The sequence below is a fragment of the Demequina sediminis genome (assembly GCF_039545075.1).
Classification (GTDB): domain Bacteria; phylum Actinomycetota; class Actinomycetes; order Actinomycetales; family Demequinaceae; genus Demequina; species Demequina sediminis.
In genome coordinates this window covers 19,538-39,030 of the sequence record NZ_BAABRR010000015.1, presented here as the reverse complement: position 1 = coordinate 39,030, position 19,493 = coordinate 19,538, and the positions used below count along the sequence as shown (strand labels likewise).

The 19,493-nt window shown below is 72.1% G+C and carries 17 protein-coding genes; 11 read left to right on the top strand and 6 right to left on the bottom strand.

The annotated features are described in order from the left end of the window. Positions 1-51: 51 nt before the first annotated feature. On the bottom strand, positions 52-1,419 hold the full coding sequence (locus ABEA62_RS11890; protein WP_286214270.1) for an ABC transporter substrate-binding protein: 1,368 nt from the start codon (positions 1,417-1,419) through the stop codon (positions 52-54). 241 nt (positions 1,420-1,660) lie between these two features. On the opposite strand from ABEA62_RS11890, the gene ABEA62_RS11885 reads away from it, so the two are divergent. From ABEA62_RS11885 to ABEA62_RS11865, 5 genes are all read left to right on the top strand, one after another. After that, complete coding sequence (locus tag ABEA62_RS11885; RefSeq protein WP_345380292.1) at positions 1,661-2,470, top strand: sensor histidine kinase; 810 nt, start codon at positions 1,661-1,663, stop codon at positions 2,468-2,470. Continuing rightward, complete coding sequence (locus ABEA62_RS11880; protein ID WP_286214273.1) at positions 2,467-3,132, top strand: response regulator; 666 nt, start codon at positions 2,467-2,469, stop codon at positions 3,130-3,132. Before ABEA62_RS11885 ends, ABEA62_RS11880 begins: the two co-directional genes overlap by 4 nt. Before the next feature lie 80 nt (positions 3,133-3,212). Then, entirely contained in the window at positions 3,213-3,965 is a 753-nt protein-coding gene (locus ABEA62_RS11875; RefSeq protein ID WP_286214274.1) for an ABC transporter ATP-binding protein, read from the top strand. After that, on the top strand, positions 3,962-5,815 hold the full coding sequence (locus tag ABEA62_RS11870) for a hypothetical protein (protein ID WP_286214275.1): 1,854 nt from the start codon (positions 3,962-3,964) through the stop codon (positions 5,813-5,815). Before ABEA62_RS11875 ends, ABEA62_RS11870 begins: the two co-directional genes overlap by 4 nt. Continuing rightward, complete coding sequence (locus tag ABEA62_RS11865; protein ID WP_345380287.1) at positions 5,812-7,914, top strand: FtsX-like permease family protein; 2,103 nt, start codon at positions 5,812-5,814, stop codon at positions 7,912-7,914. The genes ABEA62_RS11870 and ABEA62_RS11865 overlap by 4 nt, the downstream gene beginning before the upstream one ends. Here ABEA62_RS11865 and ABEA62_RS11860 read toward each other — a convergent pair. The 5 genes from ABEA62_RS11860 to ABEA62_RS11840 all read right to left on the bottom strand — a co-directional run bounded on the left by ABEA62_RS11860 (position 7,888) and on the right by ABEA62_RS11840 (position 13,288). Beyond that, positions 7,888-8,259, bottom strand: coding sequence for a sterol carrier family protein (locus ABEA62_RS11860; RefSeq protein ID WP_286214279.1), 372 nt, complete (start codon positions 8,257-8,259; stop codon positions 7,888-7,890). The genes ABEA62_RS11865 and ABEA62_RS11860 overlap by 27 nt on opposite strands. Before the next feature lie 5 nt (positions 8,260-8,264). Beyond that, positions 8,265-10,589 (bottom strand): phosphoribosylformylglycinamidine synthase subunit PurL, encoded by a 2,325-nt coding sequence (purL, locus tag ABEA62_RS11855; protein ID WP_345380284.1) that lies wholly within the window; start codon positions 10,587-10,589, stop codon positions 8,265-8,267. Positions 10,590-10,819: 230 nt separating this feature from the next. Next, positions 10,820-11,389: a hypothetical protein gene (locus tag ABEA62_RS11850; RefSeq protein ID WP_286214280.1), complete on the bottom strand. Its 570-nt coding sequence runs from the start codon at positions 11,387-11,389 to the stop codon at positions 10,820-10,822. Further along, complete coding sequence (locus ABEA62_RS11845; RefSeq protein WP_345380282.1) at positions 11,386-11,946, bottom strand: hypothetical protein; 561 nt, start codon at positions 11,944-11,946, stop codon at positions 11,386-11,388. Before ABEA62_RS11845 ends, ABEA62_RS11850 begins: the two co-directional genes overlap by 4 nt. A gap of 73 nt (positions 11,947-12,019) precedes the next feature. After that, positions 12,020-13,288, bottom strand: coding sequence for a hypothetical protein (locus ABEA62_RS11840; protein ID WP_286214282.1), 1,269 nt, complete (start codon positions 13,286-13,288; stop codon positions 12,020-12,022). 85 nt (positions 13,289-13,373) lie between these two features. On the opposite strand from ABEA62_RS11840, the gene ABEA62_RS11835 reads away from it, so the two are divergent. The 6 genes from ABEA62_RS11835 (at position 13,374) to ABEA62_RS11810 (ending at position 19,487) form a co-directional block, all read left to right on the top strand. Continuing rightward, positions 13,374-13,877 (top strand): phosphoribosyltransferase, encoded by a 504-nt coding sequence (locus ABEA62_RS11835; protein WP_286214283.1) that lies wholly within the window; start codon positions 13,374-13,376, stop codon positions 13,875-13,877. 16 nt (positions 13,878-13,893) lie between these two features. Then, positions 13,894-14,610 (top strand): hypothetical protein, encoded by a 717-nt coding sequence (locus ABEA62_RS11830; RefSeq protein ID WP_286214284.1) that lies wholly within the window; start codon positions 13,894-13,896, stop codon positions 14,608-14,610. A 76-nt stretch (positions 14,611-14,686) separates the two neighbouring features. Continuing rightward, positions 14,687-15,100, top strand: a complete 414-nt coding sequence (locus ABEA62_RS11825) for a rhodanese-like domain-containing protein (RefSeq protein ID WP_286214285.1) — start codon at positions 14,687-14,689, stop codon at positions 15,098-15,100. Positions 15,101-15,235: 135 nt separating this feature from the next. Next, complete coding sequence (locus tag ABEA62_RS11820; protein ID WP_286214286.1) at positions 15,236-17,968, top strand: lamin tail domain-containing protein; 2,733 nt, start codon at positions 15,236-15,238, stop codon at positions 17,966-17,968. A 222-nt stretch (positions 17,969-18,190) separates the two neighbouring features. Then, entirely contained in the window at positions 18,191-19,222 is a 1,032-nt protein-coding gene (locus ABEA62_RS11815; protein ID WP_345380278.1) for a LacI family DNA-binding transcriptional regulator, read from the top strand. Between the two features lie 112 nt (positions 19,223-19,334). Next, positions 19,335-19,487 (top strand): hypothetical protein, encoded by a 153-nt coding sequence (locus tag ABEA62_RS11810; protein WP_286214287.1) that lies wholly within the window; start codon positions 19,335-19,337, stop codon positions 19,485-19,487. Positions 19,488-19,493: the final 6 nt, after the last annotated feature.

The window sequence follows — 19,493 nt, the reverse complement described above, 5'->3', positions numbered from 1 at the left end:
CACGGACGGACGGTGCCGGTCGGGAGACCCGACCGGCACCGCACTCAGACATCACGGCCAGGTTGCGTCGATCTCCGACGTGACCTGCTCGGTGGTCTTGGTTCCGTTCACCCAGTCCACCATGCCGGTCCAGAAGGACGCCGCACCCACGGCCGCGGGCATGAGGTCCGAGGCGTCGAAGCGGAAGATGGTGTCGGGGTTCTGCAGGATCTCGACCGCCTGCTGGCCGATCGGCGAGCTGGCGTTGGCGGGGTCGAGTCCCTGGTTGGCGGAGATGACGCCGCCGAGCGAGACGCGGATGTTGGCCCACGTGTCCGAGGACATGAAGGTCTGCAGCGCGACCGTGGCGGGGTCGTCGTTGAAGGCGGCCACGAACTCGCCACCACCGGTCACCGCGGCGGGGTCACCCTCCGCGACGGGCGGGGTGATGAAGGCCCACACGTCGCCGTCCTCGGCAACCGTGGTGCCCTCGGGCCACTGTGCCTCGTAGAACGAGGCCTGGTGGTGCATCGAGCAGTTGCCATCGAGGATCGGCAGGCCGCCGTCGTTGAACGACGTCGAGATGATCGACTCCGGTCCGCCGAGTCCGCCGTTGACGTACTCGGGGTTGAGGGCGATCTCGCCGAACGTGTCGAACGCTCCCTGGATCTCGGGGGAGGCGAAGGGCAGCTCGCCGGCGACCCACTGGTCGTAGGCCTCGGGTCCGGCCTGGCGAAGGACGATGTCCTCGATCCAGTCCGTGCCCGGCCAACCGGTCGCGTCACCCGACTCGAAGCCGATGCACCACGGACGGTACTGCGTGTTGTCCGCTCCGTCCGCGGCCATCTGCGCGGTGAGCTCCATCATGGCGTCCCACGTCGTGGGCACCTCATAGCCCTTCTCCGCGAACTCCGAGGGCGAGTACCAGACCCAGCCCTTGACGGAGGCCATGAGCGGGGCGGCGTAGAAGACGTCGTCGAACGTGCCGTAGCCCTTCCAGCTCTCGGACCAGAACTCGTCGACGTTGGCCTCGACCGCGTCGGGGGCCTCCATGACGTGTCCCGCCTCGACCAGGCGAGCCAGCAGACCGGGCTGCGGAATGATCGCGATGCCCGGAGGGTCGCCCGCCTCGACGCGGACGTTGATCTGGGTCTCAAACTCCTGAGTACCCACGTAGTCGACCGTGATGCCGGTGCACTCCTCGAACTGCTCGAAGGACGTCACCAGGTCGTCGGCCTCGCGTTCCTGGATGGTCGAGTAGACCTGAACGGTCTCGCCCTCGTGCATGCCGTAGTCGGCGTAGTCCTCACAGCCCTCGGCCATGGTTCCGCCGCCGCCGCTCGTGGACCCGCCCTCGGGGTCGTCGCCACCGGAACATCCGGCGAGCACCAGGCCACCCAGCGCGAGCGCCGTGACCGGGAGGATGAAACGTCGATTCATGTGTACTGCGCCTCCTCGTCGTTGAGAAACGCCCCCGGCACACCGCGGAATGCGATGACCGGGGAGCGGCGCCCGCACCGTGAGGAGTATGCGTCCTCATCGACGCAAGCGCTTGCAATCGAACGTAGCCCGGCACGCGCGCGACCCGCAACCGGTGCACCGACTCGCCGCCGAATCGTTACCCGCGTGTGACCTGGGGCGATGCGGTCGCACCCGCGCGTGCCGCGCTACGGTGAGCGCCATGGAGTGGCTCGCGTGGTCGGTGGCGGCGGTGAGCGCCGTCGCGGCCGCCATCCTCGCGGTGGCTCTGGGGCGCTCGCGCCGCCGTGCCGCCGCTGCTGAGCGTCGCCATCGGTCGGACGACTCCGCGGCCATCGCGCTCGCCGCTTCCAACGAGCGCGCCCGCATCGCGCGCGAGATGCACGACGTCGTCGCGCACACCCTCTCGGTGGTCGTGGCCCAGGCCGACGGCGGCCGCTTCGCCGGTCGCACGGATCCCGCGGCGGCACTCACGAGCCTCGACACCATCGCGGACGTCAGCCGTGCCGCTCTCACCGAGATGCGCGCGCTCCTGGGCGTGCTGCGTGAGGGAGACACCGAGGCCGCGCTGGGTCCGCAGCCCTCGCTCGCGGACATCCCCGCGCTCGTCGCGTCCATCCGCGAGGGCGGCCTCGAGGTCTCGTACATCACCACCGGAACCCCCCGCCCGCTGCCGATCGGCGCGGGACTGGCGGCCTACCGCATCGTCCAGGAGGCCCTCACGAACGTGCTCAAGCACGCGGGCCCGCACGTGACGGCGTTCGTCCAGCTGCGCTGGGAGGACGATGCCCTGGTGGTCACGGTGTCCGACGACGGCAGGGGCGCGGCGTCGGTGGGCGACGGCGCCGGTCTGGGCATCGCGGGCATGGTCGAGCGCGCGACGGTCTTTGGCGGGGCGCTCACCGCGGGCCCGCGCGCCGGCGGCGGCTACCTGGTCCGCGCGCGCCTGCCTCTCACACCGCGCACGGCGACCACGACCGCACCCGCCACGACCCTCGAGGAGGACGCATGATCCGGGTCGCGCTGGTCGACGACCAACAGCTCATCCGCGCGGGCTTCCGCATGGTGATCGACTCCCAGCCGGACATGGAGGTGGTCGCGGAGGCCGGCGACGGGGCGGCCGCCATCGCGACGCTCGCGGCGCTCGACCCGCCGGCCGACGTCGCGCTCGTCGACGTCCGCATGCCCGGCGTGGACGGCATCGCGGCGTGCGAGGCCCTCACCGCCACGTCTCCCACGAGGGTGATCATCCTCACCACGTTCGACCTCGACGAGTACGTGGTCGCGGCGATCCGCGTGGGCGCCTCGGGCTTCCTGCTCAAGGACGCCCCTCCCGAGGACCTACTGGCCGCGGTGCGGACCGTGCACGCGGGCGACGCGGTGATCGCGCCCTCGTCGACCAAGCGGTTGCTCGCGCGGGTCGCCGCGCTTCCCGACCGGCGCGAGGCCGCAGAGGAGGATGAGCGACTGAGCGCCTTGACGGATCGCGAGCGCGAGGTGCTCACGCTGATGGCACGCGGGCTGTCGAACCAGGAGATCAGGGCGGAGCTGTTCCTGGCCGAGCCGACCGTCAAGACGCACGTGGGTCGCGTGCTCGCGAAGCTCGGGGCGCGCGACCGCGTGCAGGCCGTGGTGATCGCATACGAGGCCGGGCTGGTGCGCCCCCACCACTGACGCGTCATACCCGGGTATCACCCCAGGTCCATGCCGGGGGACGATGCCCTGCGCGCCCGGGTGCCGATAGTTTCGCTGGCATGGACATCCCGGAGGACCAGCCGCTCGCGCTGCGAGCGCGCGGGCTGACGAAGGCATACGGACGCGGCGCGGCGCGCGTGGTCGCGGTCGACCACGTGGACCTCGACGTCCCCTCGGGCGTGCTCACCGCCGTCATGGGGCCGTCGGGCTCGGGAAAGACCACGCTCGTGCACCTGCTCGCGGGGCTCGATCGTCCCGACGCCGGTGACGTGTGGGTGGGCGGCGAGCGCATCACGGCGATGCGCGACCGCGAGCTCGCGCGGGTGCGCGGGCGGATCGTCGGATTCGTGTTCCAGGGCTTCAACCTGTTGCAGACCATGACCGCGCGAGAGAACATCCTGCTCCCCCTGCGCCTCAACGCGCTGCCGCACGACGAGGACTGGCTCGACTCTCTCGTGACGATGCTCGGGATCGGGCGCGAGCTCGAGCGGCGCCCGTACGAGATGTCGGGCGGCCAGCAGCAGCGCGTCGCGATCGCCCGCGCGCTCATCACCCGCCCGCGCATCGTCCTCGCCGACGAACCCACGGGCAACCTCGACACCCATGCGAGCGCCGAGATCCTCGCTCACCTGCGTCAGTCCTGCCGCGAGCTCGGGCAGTCCGTGGTGATGGTCACGCACGACCCGACCGCGGCGTCCTACGCCGGCCGCGTGCTGCTCTTCGCGGACGGCAAGGTCGCCGGCCACGTCACCGATCCCACGCCCGATGCGGTGCTCGCGGGCCTCGACGCGCTCGCGGGGGTCGAGCGGTGAGGCGCACGGCGGCGATCATCGCGGGCGCCGCGGCGTTCGCATTCATGCTGCTCACCGTGCCGTGGAACCTCGAGGCATGCGTCGCCGGATGCGCGGGCGAGGAGACGTCGCTGTTTCCCGATGTCGCGCTCCTCCGCGTGTACCTGGTCGAGGCGCTGGTCCTCGCGACCATCCTCGCGCTCATCCTGGTGCCCGTGCTCGGCATCCGGAACGCCGCGGCCCCCGAGGAGTCCGCGGTGCGCGCGGCACTCGGCGAGACCACGCACGCGAGCCTGGGGCGCGCACTCGTGATCGGGCTGCGCGACGGCGCCACGGCGGTCGCCTTCGCGTACGTCATCGCGGGCACCCTGCACGTCGGCATCGAGGTGAGCCGCGGCTGGGAGCCGTTCTCAGCGTCGGCGGACGCATGGCAGATGCGCCTCGTCGAGGCGTTTGCGGCGGTCGTCGCGCTCACCGTCGCGCACGGCGTGGTCGCGCTGCGCCGCCGCGGCACCCCGGTCGACCGCCTCCACGCCGACTCACGCCGCCAGGCCACGGGCATGCCGCGCCGCGGCGCGCTCGCCGTCGCGGTCGTGGGCGCCCTCGCGGCCGGGGTGGTCGTGGGCCTCGCCGCCTCGCACGGGACGATGCCGGGGTACAGGGTCACCAACGCCGCCGGCATCGCGGTGGGCATCGCTTGGCTCGCGAGCGTGGCCCTCGCCTTCGGGGTCGCCCTGCCGTGGGCGCGCGTGCTCGCGGTGCGGACGCTGGCGGCCGCCTCGCGCACGGTCGCGGGCTTCGGCGCCACCCGCGTGGGCGCGGTGCTCGACGCCCGTTCGCGCACGGGCTCGCGCGCCATGGGACGCGCGGTGGTCGCGCTGGGCGGACTCGCGTTCATGTGGACGGCTTTCGTCACCAGCAACCCAGGGATCGAGCAGTCCGATCGCTACTTCGGCTCGTTCTTCGTCTGGGGTGACCACGACCGGCAGGAGACGGCCGCGCGGCTCGACCGGATCGAGGGCGTGGCCACCGTGATCGTCGCGCCGGCCGCACATGTCGCGTCGACGTGGAAGACCATCGTCGCGGTGGAGCCCGAGCGGCTGCGGGCGGTCGACCCCGAGCTCGCCGAGGCCCTCACGCGGCACCCGGGAGCGGCCGCCGCAGGGAGGATCACGAGTGTCACCGACCTCGGCGTGGGCACCGCCGTCCCCACGGGCATCGTCCCGTGCGCCACGTGCACCGATGCGTATGTGGACGCCACGCCCGCCTGGGAGCGCGCGGCCGACCGCACGGCCTACCTGATCTATGTGTCCGACACCGCGGATCTCACGGCCGTCGCCAGCGGCATGGACGGCGTCTCACGCACCGGCGGCGACGACGCGGGCTTCGGGATGAGCGTTCCCGCCTCGACCGACTCCGGCGGGTTCACCGACATGCTGCTGAGCCTTCTCGGAGGGGGAATCGTGCTCGCGATTCCCATGGCGGCGCTCGCGCTTGGCGTGATTCGTGCCGGCGCGCGTGAGGCGGCGACCATGGCCGCGCTGGGGGCGGATGCCCGCTCACAGCGCTGGGCCATCACGCTCGAGGTGTGGGCGGTGGGCGCGGTCGCGGTCGGCGTGGGCACGGTCGCGGGTGCGGCGGTGCGGATCGTGATGACCATGCTCGAGCGGGCGCGCGTATCCCTGACCGGGGTGATCACCGACACCTACATCGGGGCTGGCCTCGACTCCGTGAACGGGACCGCGGCACTCGCGGGTGCGGTCGGGTTCACCGCGGTGTTCGGCGCGGTGGCGACGCTGGGGGCATGGATGGTCCGCCTCGAGACACCCGCGCAGGCGATGCATGAGGGGCTCGTGGGGGTGGCGCGATGATCGGGCGCCTGATGAGGGAGCAGGCCCGCGCGCATCGGGCCTACCTCGCGTGGACGGGCGCCCTGCTCACGCTCACCGTCGCTCTCGCCGCCTTCGCGGCGCTCGACGTCGTTCAGCAGTCGGCGATTCACGCCTATGCGACCGACGCGCACGGTACCGAGGGCGCGACCACGGTCGGGTTCATGGTCGGGCGGGACGTCCCCGACGCGGTCGCGCCCGATCGCTTTGAGGGGGCCTTCGCGGCGGCCGAGCAGTCCGGCGCGCGCCCGACCGCCACTCTCGAGCTGTGGAACCTGTCGCTCACGAACGCCGACGGCGAGCAGTCGACGGCGTGGGAGGCACTCGCACCCGTGGTGGGGTCGCGCGGAGACCTTGACTGGGACCGCGTCCTGCTCGGGGGCACGCCTCCCGTTCCGGGAGAGATCGTCGTGGACGCGGCGTGGGCCGAGCGCGCCGGCGTGGTCATCGGGGACTCGGTGCCGCTCTCCACGGGAGAGTGGGAGGGGGCGCCGGAGGACCTGGGCGCGCGCACGGTGTCGGGACTGCTGCGGTCGGGACTTGAGGGGCGCTATGACCTGCGGGTGGCCGCGGGCGTGCTGGCGTGGGACGACGCGGTCGACCTCCATGGCCAGACGCCTCCTCAGTTCTCGGACGACGCGGGCGCGCCGCTCGACCTTGCCTATGTCCAGGTCGCGACCCGTCAGCCGAGCGCGGACATCGCGGCGCTGGGCCAGCGGAGCAGCCCCTGGGTGGGAGACCTGCAGGAGGCGACAGTCCAGGTCGCGGGACTCGCGGCGGGGGTCCTGGTGGTCGGGCTCATCGGGATCGCGATGACCGTCGGACGCGCGCGGGCGCAGTCACGCTCGCAGTGGATCGCGACCGCGCGCGTGTTGGGCGCCCGCGGCCACCACGTCGCGGCCGCAACGCTGGGTGAGGTCGCGCTCACAGGTTTGCTCGCGGGTCTCGCGGGCACGGCGATCGCCGCCGCCGCGCACGCCGTGGCGTGGTCTGCCTTTGCCTCGTCACATCCGCTGGCGCTGCTCCCCCCGGGGCTCACGTGGCCGGGCTGGCTGCTCGCGGGCGCGGTGGGATTCGGCGTCGTGCTGGCCGCGGCGCTCGGTGCCCTGCCCGCCTTCTGGGCGTCGCGCGTCACCCCCGTCGCCGCCCTCAAGCCCGTCTCGCCCGTGACCGAGGCAGAGCTCTCGCGGCGCATCTCTCCCGCATGGATCTACGGGCTGTGGGGCGCGCTGGTGGCGGTGCTGATCGTCCTGAGCCAGACCGGTGAGGGGCCGGGCGGGGACGGGACGTCACCCTGGCTCGGTCTGGTGTGGATCACCGCGGGCGCCGCGACGATCGCCTCCGTCGCCATGCTCGCGGAACTCAACAGGGGAATCGTCAGGGGTCTCGGGAGCCGGCTGCGGCGCTCGAGGCGGCCGTGGGCGCTCGCCGCAGGCGACGCGCTGACGGGTCACCCACGCCAGGCGGCCGTGCCCGCGACGGTCATGTCGGTCGCGGGTCTGGCGTTCGGGGTCATCACCGTGTGGCTCTCGCTCGCGATGTGGGCGGACGCGCTCATGACGTTCGAGCCTGGAAGCTCTGCCTTCGACAGCCCCGTGGCGCTCCCGCCGCGCCTGGGTCCTGGAGGCGTGAACGCGACGCCGCTCCTCGTGGCCGCAACGTTGACGTTCACCATGCTCGCCCTCGCATCCTTCGCCGCCTTTGTCGCATCGCGTCAGGCGACGGCCCAGGACGACGATGCCCGGTCCGCGCTCGGACTGACCGCTCGGAACGCGCGCATCGCGGCGTCGGCGCACTTCGCGCTTCCCCTGCTCAACGGCCTCGCCGCCGGGCTCGCCCTGGGTGCGCTGCTCGCGGTGGGCACGTTCCGTGGATCCGTCGCTGTCGACGCCGAGGGCGGCTCCGTGGTGGCCGGATGGACGTGGGCCGCCCAGCATGCGGGCCACGCGGTCCTTCCGCTGCTCGCGGTCACGCTGGTTGGAACGGCCACCATCGCGATCGCCGCCGCGGTGGTGGCGGCCTTGCGCCCGGCGCGCTCCTCACGCGGCGGCACGCTACAGCGCGAGCGGCAACAGGTCTGACAGGTCCGACCTCTCCCCCGACGCGTCGACGCTGCCCGCGGCCACGGCATCGTCCCACCGCACCGCGCCCGTCACGAGGCCCAGCCACACGTCGGGCGCCATCTCGACCACGGCGGGAGGCGTGCCGCGACGATGGACCGAGCCCTCGATGCACTGCACCGCCCCGAAGGGCGGCACGCGCACCTCGAGCGAGCGCCCGGGCGCGATGGCGGCGAGCTCCTCGAGGCTGAAGCGCACGGCCGTCGCCGTCAGGCCGCGCTCGACATCGCCCGCGGCGGAGAGCGCCGACCACTGGGCGACGGCCTCGCGGCCGGCGGCAACGGGAATCCTGCGACGCGGAGGCATCGTCCTCAAGCGAAGCGCGCGGGAAGCGGCGCCTGCCAGGCCTCGGTGAGCTCCGCCAGCGAGACATCGAACTGACCCTGGACCTCGAGCACGTCTCCGCCGGTCACGCCGACTCGCGCGAACGGCACGCCGCGGGCCTCAAGCATCGCGGTGAAGCGCGGCTCCTCGGTGCGCGGCACCGTGAGCAGCGCGCGCCCCTGGGACTCCGAGAACAGCACCTGCGCTGGGGTGAGCCCGTCGCGCTCGCAGACCTCGTCGAGCACGATCCGCGCGCCCACGCCGTAGCGCAGCGCGCCGTATGCGGCCGCGGCGGCGAGTCCACCCTCGGACACGTCGCGCGCGGCATCGACCAGCCCGTCGCGCGAGCACGCGATGAGGATCTGGGCGAGCTCCCGCTCCCACGCGAGGTTCACGCGCGGGGGCAGTCCGCCCAGGTGGCCGTTGACGGCGGCGAGCTCGCTGCCGTCGAGCTCGCGGCGCGTCTCGCCCACGAGGAAGAGCAGCTGTCCCTCCTCGCGCCAGCCGCTGGGGACAGCGCGGGCGACGTCGTCGAGGATCCCCAAGATGCCGACGATTGCGGTGGGGTTGATCGAGCTGTCGATCCTGCCCGGCTCACCCGTGCCGTTGTAGAGGCTCACGTTGCCGCCGGTGACGGGCACGCCCAGCTCCTGGCAGGCATCGGCGAGGCCGCGGATCGCCTCCGCGAACTGCCACATCGAGTCCGGGTCCTCGGGCGAGCCGAAGTTGAGACCGTCGGTGACCGCGGTGGGCTCGGCGCCCGTGATCGCGACGCCACGGTAGGCGGCCGCGACGCTCTGACGCGCACCCTCGTAGGGGTCGAGCTTGGTGAAGCGGTCGTTGGAGCGGGTCGCGATCGCGACGCCGCGGCCGGTGGACTCGTCGATGCGGATCACGCCGGCGGCGTCGGGCCGCGAGGCCGCAGTGTTGCCCTGCACGTAGCGGTCGTACTGGCTGGTAATCCAGTCACGCGCGGCCATGTTGGGGCTGCTGAGGAGCGTCACGAAGGACTCGCGGAGCTCGGCGGCGGTGGCGGGAAGCGGGAACGATGCCCGATCCGCCTGGAGAGTGTCCATCCACGAGGGGCGGTGGTAGGGCCTGTCGTAGACGGGGCCGTCGTGCGCGACCGTGCGCGGGTCGACGTCGACGATTCGCTCGCCGTGGTGGTCGATCGTGAGGCGGCCCGAGTCGTTGACCTCGCCCACGACCGAGCTCTCGATGTCCCACTTCCCGGTGATCGCGAGGAACTCGTCGAGCTTCTCGGGCCGGACCACGGCCATCATGCGCTCCTGCGACTCCGACATCAGGATCTCGCCGGCATTGAGGCTCGGGTCGCGCAGCAGGACATCGTCGAGCCACACGTGCATGCCGCCCGAACCGTTGCTCGCGAGCTCGCTCGTCGCGCACGAAATGCCTGCGGCGCCCAGGTCCTGGATGCCCTGCACCACGTCCGCCGCGAAGAGCTCGAGGCAGCACTCGATGAGCACCTTTTCCATGAACGGGTCGCCCACCTGGACGCTGGGACGCTTTGCGGGAACGCCGTCCTCGAAGGTCTCCGACGCGAGGATGCTCGCCCCGCCGATTCCGTCGCCGCCGGTGCGGGCGCCGAAGAGCACGACCTTGTTTCCCACGCCCTCGGCGGACGCGAGGTGGATGTCCTCGTGCTTCATCGCGCCCACGCACAACGCGTTGACGAGGGGGTTGCCCTGGTAGCACGAGTCGAAGCGCGCGCCGCCGCCCACGTTGGGCAGACCGAGCGAGTTGCCGTAGCCCCCCACGCCGGACACGACGCCGTGGACCACACGGCCCGTGTCGGGGTGGTCGATGTCGCCAAAGCGGAGCTCGTCCATCACCGCGACCGGACGTGCGCCCATCGCGAGGATGTCGCGGACGATTCCGCCGACTCCGGTCGCGGCGCCCTGGTAGGGCTCCACATAGGACGGGTGGTTGTGCGACTCGACCTTGAACGTCACGGCCCAGCCGTCGCCGATGTCGACCACGCCGGCGTTCTCGCCGATCCCGACCATGAGGCGTTCCTTCATCTCCGGCGTGGTCTTCTCGCCGAACTGACGCAGGTGCACCTTGGAGGACTTGTAGCTGCAGTGCTCCGACCACATCACGGAGTACATCGCGAGCTCCGCGTTGGTGGGACGGCGGCCCAGGATGTCGCGGATGCGCTGGTACTCACCGGCCTTGAGGCCGAGGTCGCCCCACGGCTGCTCCTGGTCGGGCGTGGCGGCCGCATGCTCAACGGTGTCGAGGTGGGCGGCGGACTGGGCGGGGGCGTCGAACGGGTCGGGCGCGTCGGTCATGAAGTCCTCGAAGGTGAGACGGAAGGAGCCGGCGGATATGGGGCAATCCTACCGGCGCAGGGGTGACCGGCTGGCCCCGCTCCCGCCCCCGCGGCTCCGCCACACGCGGTGAGCGCAATGGGACGCTGGTGGTCGCTTTCACGAGGTCGCGGCCTCCCATGGGACGCTCACCGTCGCCACAGTGGAGCGCCGTGTGGCGGAGCCGCGGGATGTGAGGGACGTCGCCGCCGCTACGGCACGACGATCGGCACCTCGACCACCGCGTCGGGCGCCACGAGCACCACGTCCTCGACCTCCCCACACATGCCGGTCCACGCGTCCGCGAGCGCGGCGTCGGACGCCACGGCGGTGTCGAGGACGCGGCCCATGACGGGCGGCTCACTCCTGTCGTCGTGATCGATCACGATGCCTGGGGCCGCACGCAGTTCGACCGGCACCCGCGACTCGCCGCCCATCGGCGCCGTGATAGTCGCGCCCCACCCCTCGACGAGCAGCAGGCCGGCGACGGCGCCGCCGTCCGACAGGGTCGCGGTCGGGCACGCCGTGAACATCCCGCGCGACGCCGCATCGGCTCCCGTCGCCACGGCCGCGGCCACGCCCGTCCATGCGTCCGCGGCGTAGGTGGGCACCTGCGCGGGCCGGTCCCATACGGTCGCGACCCCGACCACCGCGAGCGCGAGGCCCGCAAGCACGATCCCCGCGATCGCGGCGCGCTTGGTCGGAGAGTCGTGGCGCGGACCCGAGTCCCCCGTGAGCGACGTCCCCGCCGCACCGGCCGTCTCCTTCGCCGATCCGTTCATCCCTCTACCCCCACCTCTCCACCCGCGAGACCCCCCGGTGCCGCGATCGCTATGGCCTCTACCTCGCCGCACGCGTCGGTCCACGACCGCGCGACCACGGCATCGGCCGGATCCTCGAGGTCGAGCATGCGGCCCTCAACCGTCACCTCACTCGCCTCAGGGTTCGCTTCGAGGATTGCACCCTCGGGCCCGCCGTAGAGGCGCGGGTAGTGGTCTCCAGAAACAAAGCCCGAGACGGACGGCCAGGAGCCGGTCCACGAGCTCGCGACCATCACCCCGATATGGCCGCCGTCGAGCGATCTCGCGCGCGGACACATGGTCTGAGGCACCACGAGCTCGAGCGTCAGGCCCTCGGCCACCGGCTCCGCCTCGCCCGACCATGCGGTCGCGGGATACGTCGGCAGCGCGGCATCGGACCATTCGACCGAGCCGAACACGCGCCCCGCGACGCCCGTGCTGAAGAGAATGAGCGCGACGCTCACACTCACGACGATGATGCCCGCGAGCGCGGCATGCCTCACCGGCGCGTCGGTGCGCCCCTGCGATGGTGCCCCCATGAACGCATTGTGCACCTTGGTGACCATATTCACCAGGGACTTTGGAGAGCGACCGGTGCGTCGCCGCTCCGCCTCACCTCAGCGCGTCGGCCACCGCATCCGCGAGAGAGTCGGCCGCGAGGCCCGGCGCGTGGACGTGAACGGCCTCGGCGTCCTCCCACAGCACGCGGTCCACGCCGGGCAGCTCGCCCGCGGCGTTCGCGACCGCCTCCATGCGGTCCTGCGTGAGGGTCTCGACCAGCCGCGGATGAAGCGCCACCGTGTACGTGTAGTCGTCGAGCCACGGCGTCTGGACCGTCACCGTCGCGTCGAAGCCGTCGACCTCGAGCACGCGCGTCGCGAGGTCCTCGGCCTTGCCCAGCCTCTCGAGGAACGGTGCGCGCAAGAGCAGTCCGCGCCGGTCGTCCTCGCTCAGCGGGGCATCGTCGGGCCGTGCGGGCAGCTCGCTGCGTGCGGCCCTGCGCAGCTCGGACAGCACCTCGACCGTCAGCATCCCCGGCGCCCATACCTCGAGCAGATGGTGGCTGCGGAACGCGACGCGGGTGATGCCGGGCGCGGCATCGGCCGCCCGCAGGAAACGCAAGAGCGCGGGCTCGTCGATCGCGCCCGCCGCGAGCATCACGATCGCGTGGTGCGTCGCGTCCGACGGCGTGCCGGGCGCATGGCCCGGCCCGGCATCGTGCACCACGAGGCCGGGGTCGCCCTCCTCCAGAGGACCGAGCGCCGCGGACGGCGGCACCTGCGGGATCTCGCTGGGACGCTCGACGCGCCTCAGCAGTCCGCCGCGAGGGATGAAGGACTCGCGCACGTCACGCGGGGTGTCGAATGCCTCGTAGGTCAGCGTGCCGGGCGAGCCGAACCATCGCAGCACGTCCTCGACCGTGTCCCACGCCGCGCGCCCCTCCCCCATGGCCGCGAGCGCGAACGGCAGTGCGGCGATGGGCGGCCCGTCGGGTCCCAGGATCGGGTCCAGGTAGGTCGGCGAGCCCTCCCTGCGGTCGAGCAACCACTCGAGCGGGCGGTGGTCGTCCGCGAGCCCACCCAGGTAGACGAGCAGTCCGTCGATGAGCGCGGCGCCGTGCATCGTGAGGGACTGGCCGAGCTCGCTGCGGTACGCCCAGTCGGGCCTGACCGCCGAGCGGTCGCGGCGCAGGTCGCGCACGGCCCAGTCGATCGTGGGCCGCAGCTCCGCCGGCGTGAATCGAAGGTCGTGGCCCGTCGCCTTGCGCACCTGCGTCGCGAGGTACGCGCTCGAGCGTGGGCTCGCGACCAGCCACTGCGTGAACCAGGCATCCGCCTCGTAGAAGCGCCGCGAGTCGCCGTCACCCGTGAAGAAGCCCATCGGACCAGGCTAGCCGGGCCCGAGCATCGTCCCCTCGCGGGCCGGTACCCTCGCCTCACGGCGGAACCCGCGACAAGGAGACACCATGACCGAGGCACCCGAGCGCGAGATCCTCACCTGGCAGGGATTCGGCGATGCGTCGCGCGAGCTCGCGCAGGCGGTCGCGGACTCCGGCTACGAGCCCGACGTCGTGGTGGCCGTCGCGCGCGGCGGGCTTCCCGTGGGCGGGGCGCTGTCCTACGCGCTGGGCACCAAGGGCGTGGGCACCCTCAACGTCGAGTTCTACACCGGGATCGACGAGCGCCTTCCCGCGCCGGTGGTCCTGCCGCCCCTGCTCGACACCGACGCCATGGCCGGGCTCAAGGTGCTGGTCGCCGACGACGTCGCCGACACGGGCGAGACTCTCGCGCTCGTGAAGCGCCTCATGGAGGAGCACGCGGCCGAGGTGCGGACCGTGGTGCTCTACGCGAAGCCGCGCTCGGTGATCGACCCCGACTACGTGTGGAAGCGCACGGACAGGTGGATCACGTTCCCGTGGTCCGCGCTGCCGCCGGTTACCCCGCACAAGCCGCATCCCGAGGAGGGGTAGCCGCTAGGGTGACCCCATGGGGGTTATCAGGGACGATGCGGGAGTTGCGGTCGCGCCGAAGGTGCGGCCGACGTGGGTTCGATGGGCGGTGGCCGCGGTCGCGGTGCTGGCCGCGGGGGCGGCGGTCACCCTCGCGATCACTCGGCCATGGGAGTCCGCACCGGGAGTGCCCGACACGGAACACTCAGCCTGGTTCGCCGTGTGGATCACGGACAGCCCTAGCCCGGAGCCGGTTATGGACGGCGTCACGTTCGTGACGATGACCGAGTGGGAGGACCACGTCGGGGCCGTCAGGGCGGTCGATCCCGACGCCTTCGTCTCGGTCACCGCACCGGTGCTCTTCGCCGACCGCGAGGCAAGCCGTACGCCGCTCTCCGCGTACGACGGCCCGCTGCCCGACGGCACGATCGTCGAGGGCCGCGCCCCCGCGAGCGGCGAGGTGGTCGTGTCGGTGCGCTATCGCGACGAGCACGGGTGGGAGCTGGGCGACCGCCTCGACCTCGCCGCGGGAGAGCAAGGCGAGGCGCCCTTCGCATCCCTCGAGGTGGTGGGCTTCTCGCCCGAAGAGAGCTTCGGCGTCGCCGCCTGGGAGGACGCGGTCACGCTCGCACGCGCCTACTCGGTGGTGAGGTACGACATCGGAGACGGTCGCGGGGACGCCGTGGTCGCCGACGGAAGTCTGTGGTGGAACGGCGCAGTTCCCGAGGGCCTCGAGGATTCCGTCGCCCCGTAGGACTCGCCCTCCGCCTACACTGACGCCAGCCGAGACTCGCCCGCAGGCGAACTCACCCGCACACGAAGGGACCGCGATGAGCTACGCCGGAGACCTCACCCCGCACGAGGCATGGAAGCTGCTCGAGGAGACGCCGGAGGCGCTGCTCGTGGACGTGCGGACCGAGGCGGAGTGGCGCTTCGTCGGCGTCCCCGACGCGTCCTCGCTCGGACGCCAGGCCGCCCTCATCGAGTGGGCGTCGTATCCGTCGATGACCCCCAACCCCGACTTCGTGGCCCAGCTCCAGGCCACGGGCGCCCGGCCGGGTCAGCCCATTGTCTTCCTGTGCCGCTCGGGTCAGCGCTCCATCGGCGCTGCCGTCGCTGCCACCGCCGCAGGACTGGGCCCCGCGTACAACGTCCTCGAGGGCTTCGAGGGCACGACGGATGAGCACGGCCACCGCGGCTGGCAGGGGTGGAAGGGCGCCGGCCTTCCCTGGCAGCAGGGCTAGGCACCGTCGCACACGGGCCCGTCACCGGCTCGACACCGCCGGGCCACCCACGCGCCACTCACTCGCCACCGGGAGTTCACGCCCGAGGACTAGCGTCGCCCCTGCTAGGTCCCTCGACGATGACAAGGTGGCATCATGCACGTGCGCTCTCGCGCGGCCGCAACGGCGGCACTCACACTGGCGATCGGGGGCCTCGCGGTTCCCGTCGCCGTAGCGGAGGAACTGCCCTCCGTCGTGATCAACGAGGTGGAGTCGAACGGCGACGCCACCGACTGGATCGAACTGATCAACATGGGCGACGCGCCCGTCGACGTGTCCGGCTGGGTCGTCAAGGACGACAACGACTCGCGCACCCTCGCGATCCCCGCGGACACCACGATCGCCCCCGGCGCCTTCCTCGCGATCGACGTCGACGCGGACGCGACGCACGGCTTCGGTCTCGGTGGCGCGGACACCGCGCGCGTGTTCCTCGCGGACGGCACCACCCTGGTCGACGCTCACGCATGGACCTCACACGCGACCACCTCGTATGGACGATGCCCCGACGGGCTGGGCGAGATCGTCACGACCGCGCAGACCACCAAGGGCGCGGCGAACGACTGCGGCACCATCGAGCCACCCATCGACGAGCCGGCCGAGCTGTCCACGAGCCTCGCGATCAACGAGGTCGAGTCCAACGGCGATGACACCGACTGGGTCGAGGTCGCGAACCTCACGGATGCGCCGATCGACATCTCCGGCTGGGCGATCAAGGACAACGACGACACCCGCACGGACGTGGTGCCCGCCGGCTCCGTGGTCCCCGCGGGCGGGCTGTTGGTGATCGACCAGCAGAGCGCGACCTACCCCGAGGGCTTCACGTTCGGGCTGGGCAACGGCGACGAGTTCCGCCTCTACGACCTGACCGGCGAGTTGGCCGCCAAGACCACCTGGCCCGCGCACGCGCTCGTGTCGTGGTCGCGCTGCGCCGACGGCGTGGGCGAGTGGATCGACGCGCCGTTCTCCACCAAGGGAGAGCCGAACTCGTGCGCGATCCCCGTGCGCATCAACGAGGTCGAGTCCAACGGCGACACCACCGACTGGGTCGAGCTCATCAACCTTGGCGCGGTCGAGGTCGACCTGGGCGGCCTGGTCATCAAGGACGCCGAGGACGACCACGCCTTCACCGTTCCTGCGGGGACGATGCTCGCGTCGGGGGCGTTCGTCGCCTTCGACGCGCTGGGGTACGGACTGGGCGGAGCCGACTCGGTGCGCCTCTTCGACGCCGACGGCGTCACCCTGCTCGACACGTACGAGTGGGCGAGCCACGCCGGCACCACCTATGGGCGCTGCCCCGACGGTGTGGGCGACTTCGAGACCACGCAGGCAACCACCAAGGGCGCGGCCAACGCGTGCGCGGGAATCGTCACGGCCCTGCCGTGGCCGGGCGGCGCGGACGTGAGCGTGCTCGACTCCGAGCCGACCTTCGGCGGTGACCTGTCCGGGGTCGACGTCGCGAACGGTGAGCTGTGGGCGGTGCAGAACGGCGACGGCCTGCTCTACCGCATGGCGATGTCCGGTGAGGTCACCGGCCAGTGGACGCTCACGTATCCGGGCGGCACCGGCACCGTCGACGCCGAGGGCGTCCACGTCGCCGCGGACGGCACCGTGTACGTGTCCTCGGAGCGCAACAACGACGCGAGCTCGGTGAGCCGCCCCGCGATGCTGCGCTACGAGGTCTCGGGCGACTCCGGCACCCTGGTCGCGACGGCCGAGTGGAACCTCGCGGCGGACTTCCCCGGCCTCGCCGCGAACGGCGGCCTCGAGGGCGTCACGTGGATCCCCGACGCCTGGCTGGTCGACGGCGGGCTGCTCGACGCCTCCACCGGCGCAGCCTACGACCCGGCCACGTACCCCGGCCACGGCGGCGGGCTCTTCGTGGTGGGCGTCGAGGGCACGGCGAGTGCCTACGCGTACGCACTCATGGCTGACGGTTCCTTCGTCCGCGTCGCGTCGATCCCCACGGACGGCGTCGCGTTCTCGCTCGTCGCGGACGTCCAGTTCGACGCCGAGCGCTCGCAGCTGTGGGTGGTCTGCGACGAGGCCTGCGAGGGCAGGATCGCCGCCTTCGCCCTGGTCGACGGCGCGTTCGAGGCCACCGCGGTCTACGAGCGTCCCGCGGGCATGGCGAACATCGCCAACGAGGGCTTCGCCGTGGGCGATGCCTCGATGTGCGTCGGTGGCGCCGTGCCCACGTTCTACGCCGACGATGCCGACACGGACGGCTTCTCGCTGCGCTCGGGATCGCTCCCGTGCGTGACGGAGACCGTCGAGTTCGGCGACCTCTCCGGCGACGAGGAGCACTACGAGGCGATCCTGTGGATGGCCGCACGAGGCATCTCGACGGGGTGGAGCACGCCCGCGGGACAGGAGTTCCGCCCGTACGCGCACGCCACGAGGGACGCGATCGCGGCCTTCCTCTACCGCGAGGCGGGATCGCCCGCGTTCGAGGCACCCGCGACGCCCACGTTCCCCGACGTCACGCCGGCAACCTCCGAGCACTACCTCGCGATCGAATGGGCCGCGGCTCAGGGGATCGTCGAGGGATGGTCGGACGGCACGTTCCGCCCCCGGGCGCTCGTGACGCGTGACGCGGTCGCGGCGTTCCTCTACCGCGCGGCGGGCTCGCCGTCCGGCGTGAACCTGGGTGCGCTCGACCGGTTCTCCGACGTCACGGCGTCGAGCTCCGAGCACGCGGAAGCGATCGCGTGGCTCGCGGAGCGAGGAATCACCGCGGGCTGGACCGACGGCACGTTCCGTCCGCGCGCGGCGATCACGCGCGACGCGGTGGCCGCGTTCCTCCAGCGGTGGGACGCTCTCGACCGCTGAACCGGCTCCGGCCGCACGACCCGCGTGCCCCGCCCCTCCCCGAGGGGCGGGGCACGTGGCGTCTGCGGGGGGCGCGCGGCCGCAGGTCACGATTCCATAAAGCGGCTTGCTTTGTTGCGACGGGAAACATACTCTCGCTACATCGAGGCGCCGTCGAAGCGCTTCGACCCCGTCTTCCCGGCCTTGGGGAGGCGCAGACAGGACCGAGACGACGGAGTCGAGATGGCAACCATCGCTGACGTGGCGCAGGCCGCGGGCGTGTCCATCAGCACCGTCTCATACGCCCTCAGCGGCAAGCGCTCGATCACTCAGGCCACCCGCGAGCGCGTGCTCGCGGCGGCCCAGGAGCTCGGCTACCTCCCTCACGCCAGCGCGCGCATGCTCGCCGCCAATCGCTCCCACATCATCGCGGTGTCCGAGCCGGTCCACCCCGACACCGACGACGCGGCCCACATGTCCTTCGCGATGGAGACCACCAAGGTCGCGCGCAGCCACAACTACGACACGCTGCTGCTGGTGCACGACGACGCCCTCGCGGGCATGCGCCGCTCGGCGGCGACGCAGCTCGCCGACGGCATCGTGGTCCTCGACGTGGACGAGGACGATGCCAGGGTTCCGCTCGCGCGCACGCTCGCGTGCCCCACGGTGTTCGTCGGCCTTCCCGCCGACACCGAGGGCCTCCTCTGCGTCGACCTCGACTTCGAGGCCGCGGCGCGCACCGCGATCGACCGCCTGGTCGAGACCGGCCACCGCCAGATCGGCCTCATCTCTCACCGCCGCGAGACCCTCGACCGCGGCTCGAACTTCCCCCGCCGCTTCCTGCGCGCGTTCGAGGACCACGCCGCCGTACTCGGCGTCGAGATCGCGGTCGCGCACCCGGGCGGCCACACGGCACAGGGAAGCGTGCGCCGCCTGCGCGAGCGGCTGCCCGAGCTCGACGCGATCGTGCTCAACACGACCGCCGACGTCGCCTCCTCCCTGACGTCGACCCTCGCGACGCTCGGCCTCGAGACCCCGCGCGACGTGTCGGTGGTCGCGGCCGGAGTCAGCTTCTCGACCGCACGCTTCGCCGTGCCGTTCGACACCATGCCGCTCGACGCGCGAGCGTCGTGCACCGTCGCCGTGGACCTGCTGGTCCAGGCCATCGATGGGGGGGACCGCACCCCGCGCATCGTCCTCATCCCCCCGACCTACATAGACCAGGGCTCCGTCGCGACCCGCGCCGCGCAGCCCTCGTTCGTCGGATCACCGTGACGCACCCGCAGTGATTCGCACGCACGTGCATCGTCGAAGCGCTTCGAAGCGGCGCGACGGCGGCGCTCCCCCACCCGGCCCCCGGGCCACGATCGGGAAGCAGGAACGGACAATGAAGTACCGCATCGGAGCTACCGCGGCAGTACTCGCGGTGGGCGCACTCACGCTCAGCGCGTGCTCGGACTCGGGCAGCGAGACGGACCCCACGACCGGCGCCGGAGGCAGCGGCGACTGGGCGGGCGAGACCCTCACCGTCATGCACTAGGAGGGC

Bases quoted from the DNA above. Each gene is read 5' to 3' on its own strand.
- ABEA62_RS11850 (WP_286214280.1), bottom strand. From the start codon at position 11,389: ATGAACGGATCGGCGAAGGAGACGGCCGGTGCGGCGGGGACGTCGCTC.
- ABEA62_RS11875 (WP_286214274.1), top strand. From the start codon at position 3,213: ATGGACATCCCGGAGGACCAGCCGCTCGCGCTGCGAGCGCGCGGGCTG.
- purL (WP_345380284.1), bottom strand. From the start codon at position 10,589: ATGACCGACGCGCCCGACCCGTTCGACGCCCCCGCCCAGTCCGCCGCC.
- ABEA62_RS11880 (WP_286214273.1), top strand. From the start codon at position 2,467: ATGATCCGGGTCGCGCTGGTCGACGACCAACAGCTCATCCGCGCGGGC.
- ABEA62_RS11835 (WP_286214283.1), top strand. From the start codon at position 13,374: ATGACCGAGGCACCCGAGCGCGAGATCCTCACCTGGCAGGGATTCGGC.
- ABEA62_RS11815 (WP_345380278.1), top strand. From the start codon at position 18,191: ATGGCAACCATCGCTGACGTGGCGCAGGCCGCGGGCGTGTCCATCAGC.
- ABEA62_RS11865 (WP_345380287.1), top strand. From the start codon at position 5,812: ATGATCGGGCGCCTGATGAGGGAGCAGGCCCGCGCGCATCGGGCCTAC.
- ABEA62_RS11885 (WP_345380292.1), top strand. From the start codon at position 1,661: ATGGAGTGGCTCGCGTGGTCGGTGGCGGCGGTGAGCGCCGTCGCGGCC.
- ABEA62_RS11810 (WP_286214287.1), top strand. From the start codon at position 19,335: ATGAAGTACCGCATCGGAGCTACCGCGGCAGTACTCGCGGTGGGCGCA.
- ABEA62_RS11820 (WP_286214286.1), top strand. From the start codon at position 15,236: ATGCACGTGCGCTCTCGCGCGGCCGCAACGGCGGCACTCACACTGGCG.
- ABEA62_RS11840 (WP_286214282.1), bottom strand. From the start codon at position 13,288: ATGGGCTTCTTCACGGGTGACGGCGACTCGCGGCGCTTCTACGAGGCG.
- ABEA62_RS11830 (WP_286214284.1), top strand. From the start codon at position 13,894: ATGGGGGTTATCAGGGACGATGCGGGAGTTGCGGTCGCGCCGAAGGTG.
- ABEA62_RS11845 (WP_345380282.1), bottom strand. From the start codon at position 11,946: ATGGGGGCACCATCGCAGGGGCGCACCGACGCGCCGGTGAGGCATGCC.
- ABEA62_RS11890 (WP_286214270.1), bottom strand. From the start codon at position 1,419: ATGAATCGACGTTTCATCCTCCCGGTCACGGCGCTCGCGCTGGGTGGC.
- ABEA62_RS11825 (WP_286214285.1), top strand. From the start codon at position 14,687: ATGAGCTACGCCGGAGACCTCACCCCGCACGAGGCATGGAAGCTGCTC.
- ABEA62_RS11860 (WP_286214279.1), bottom strand. From the start codon at position 8,259: ATGCCTCCGCGTCGCAGGATTCCCGTTGCCGCCGGCCGCGAGGCCGTC.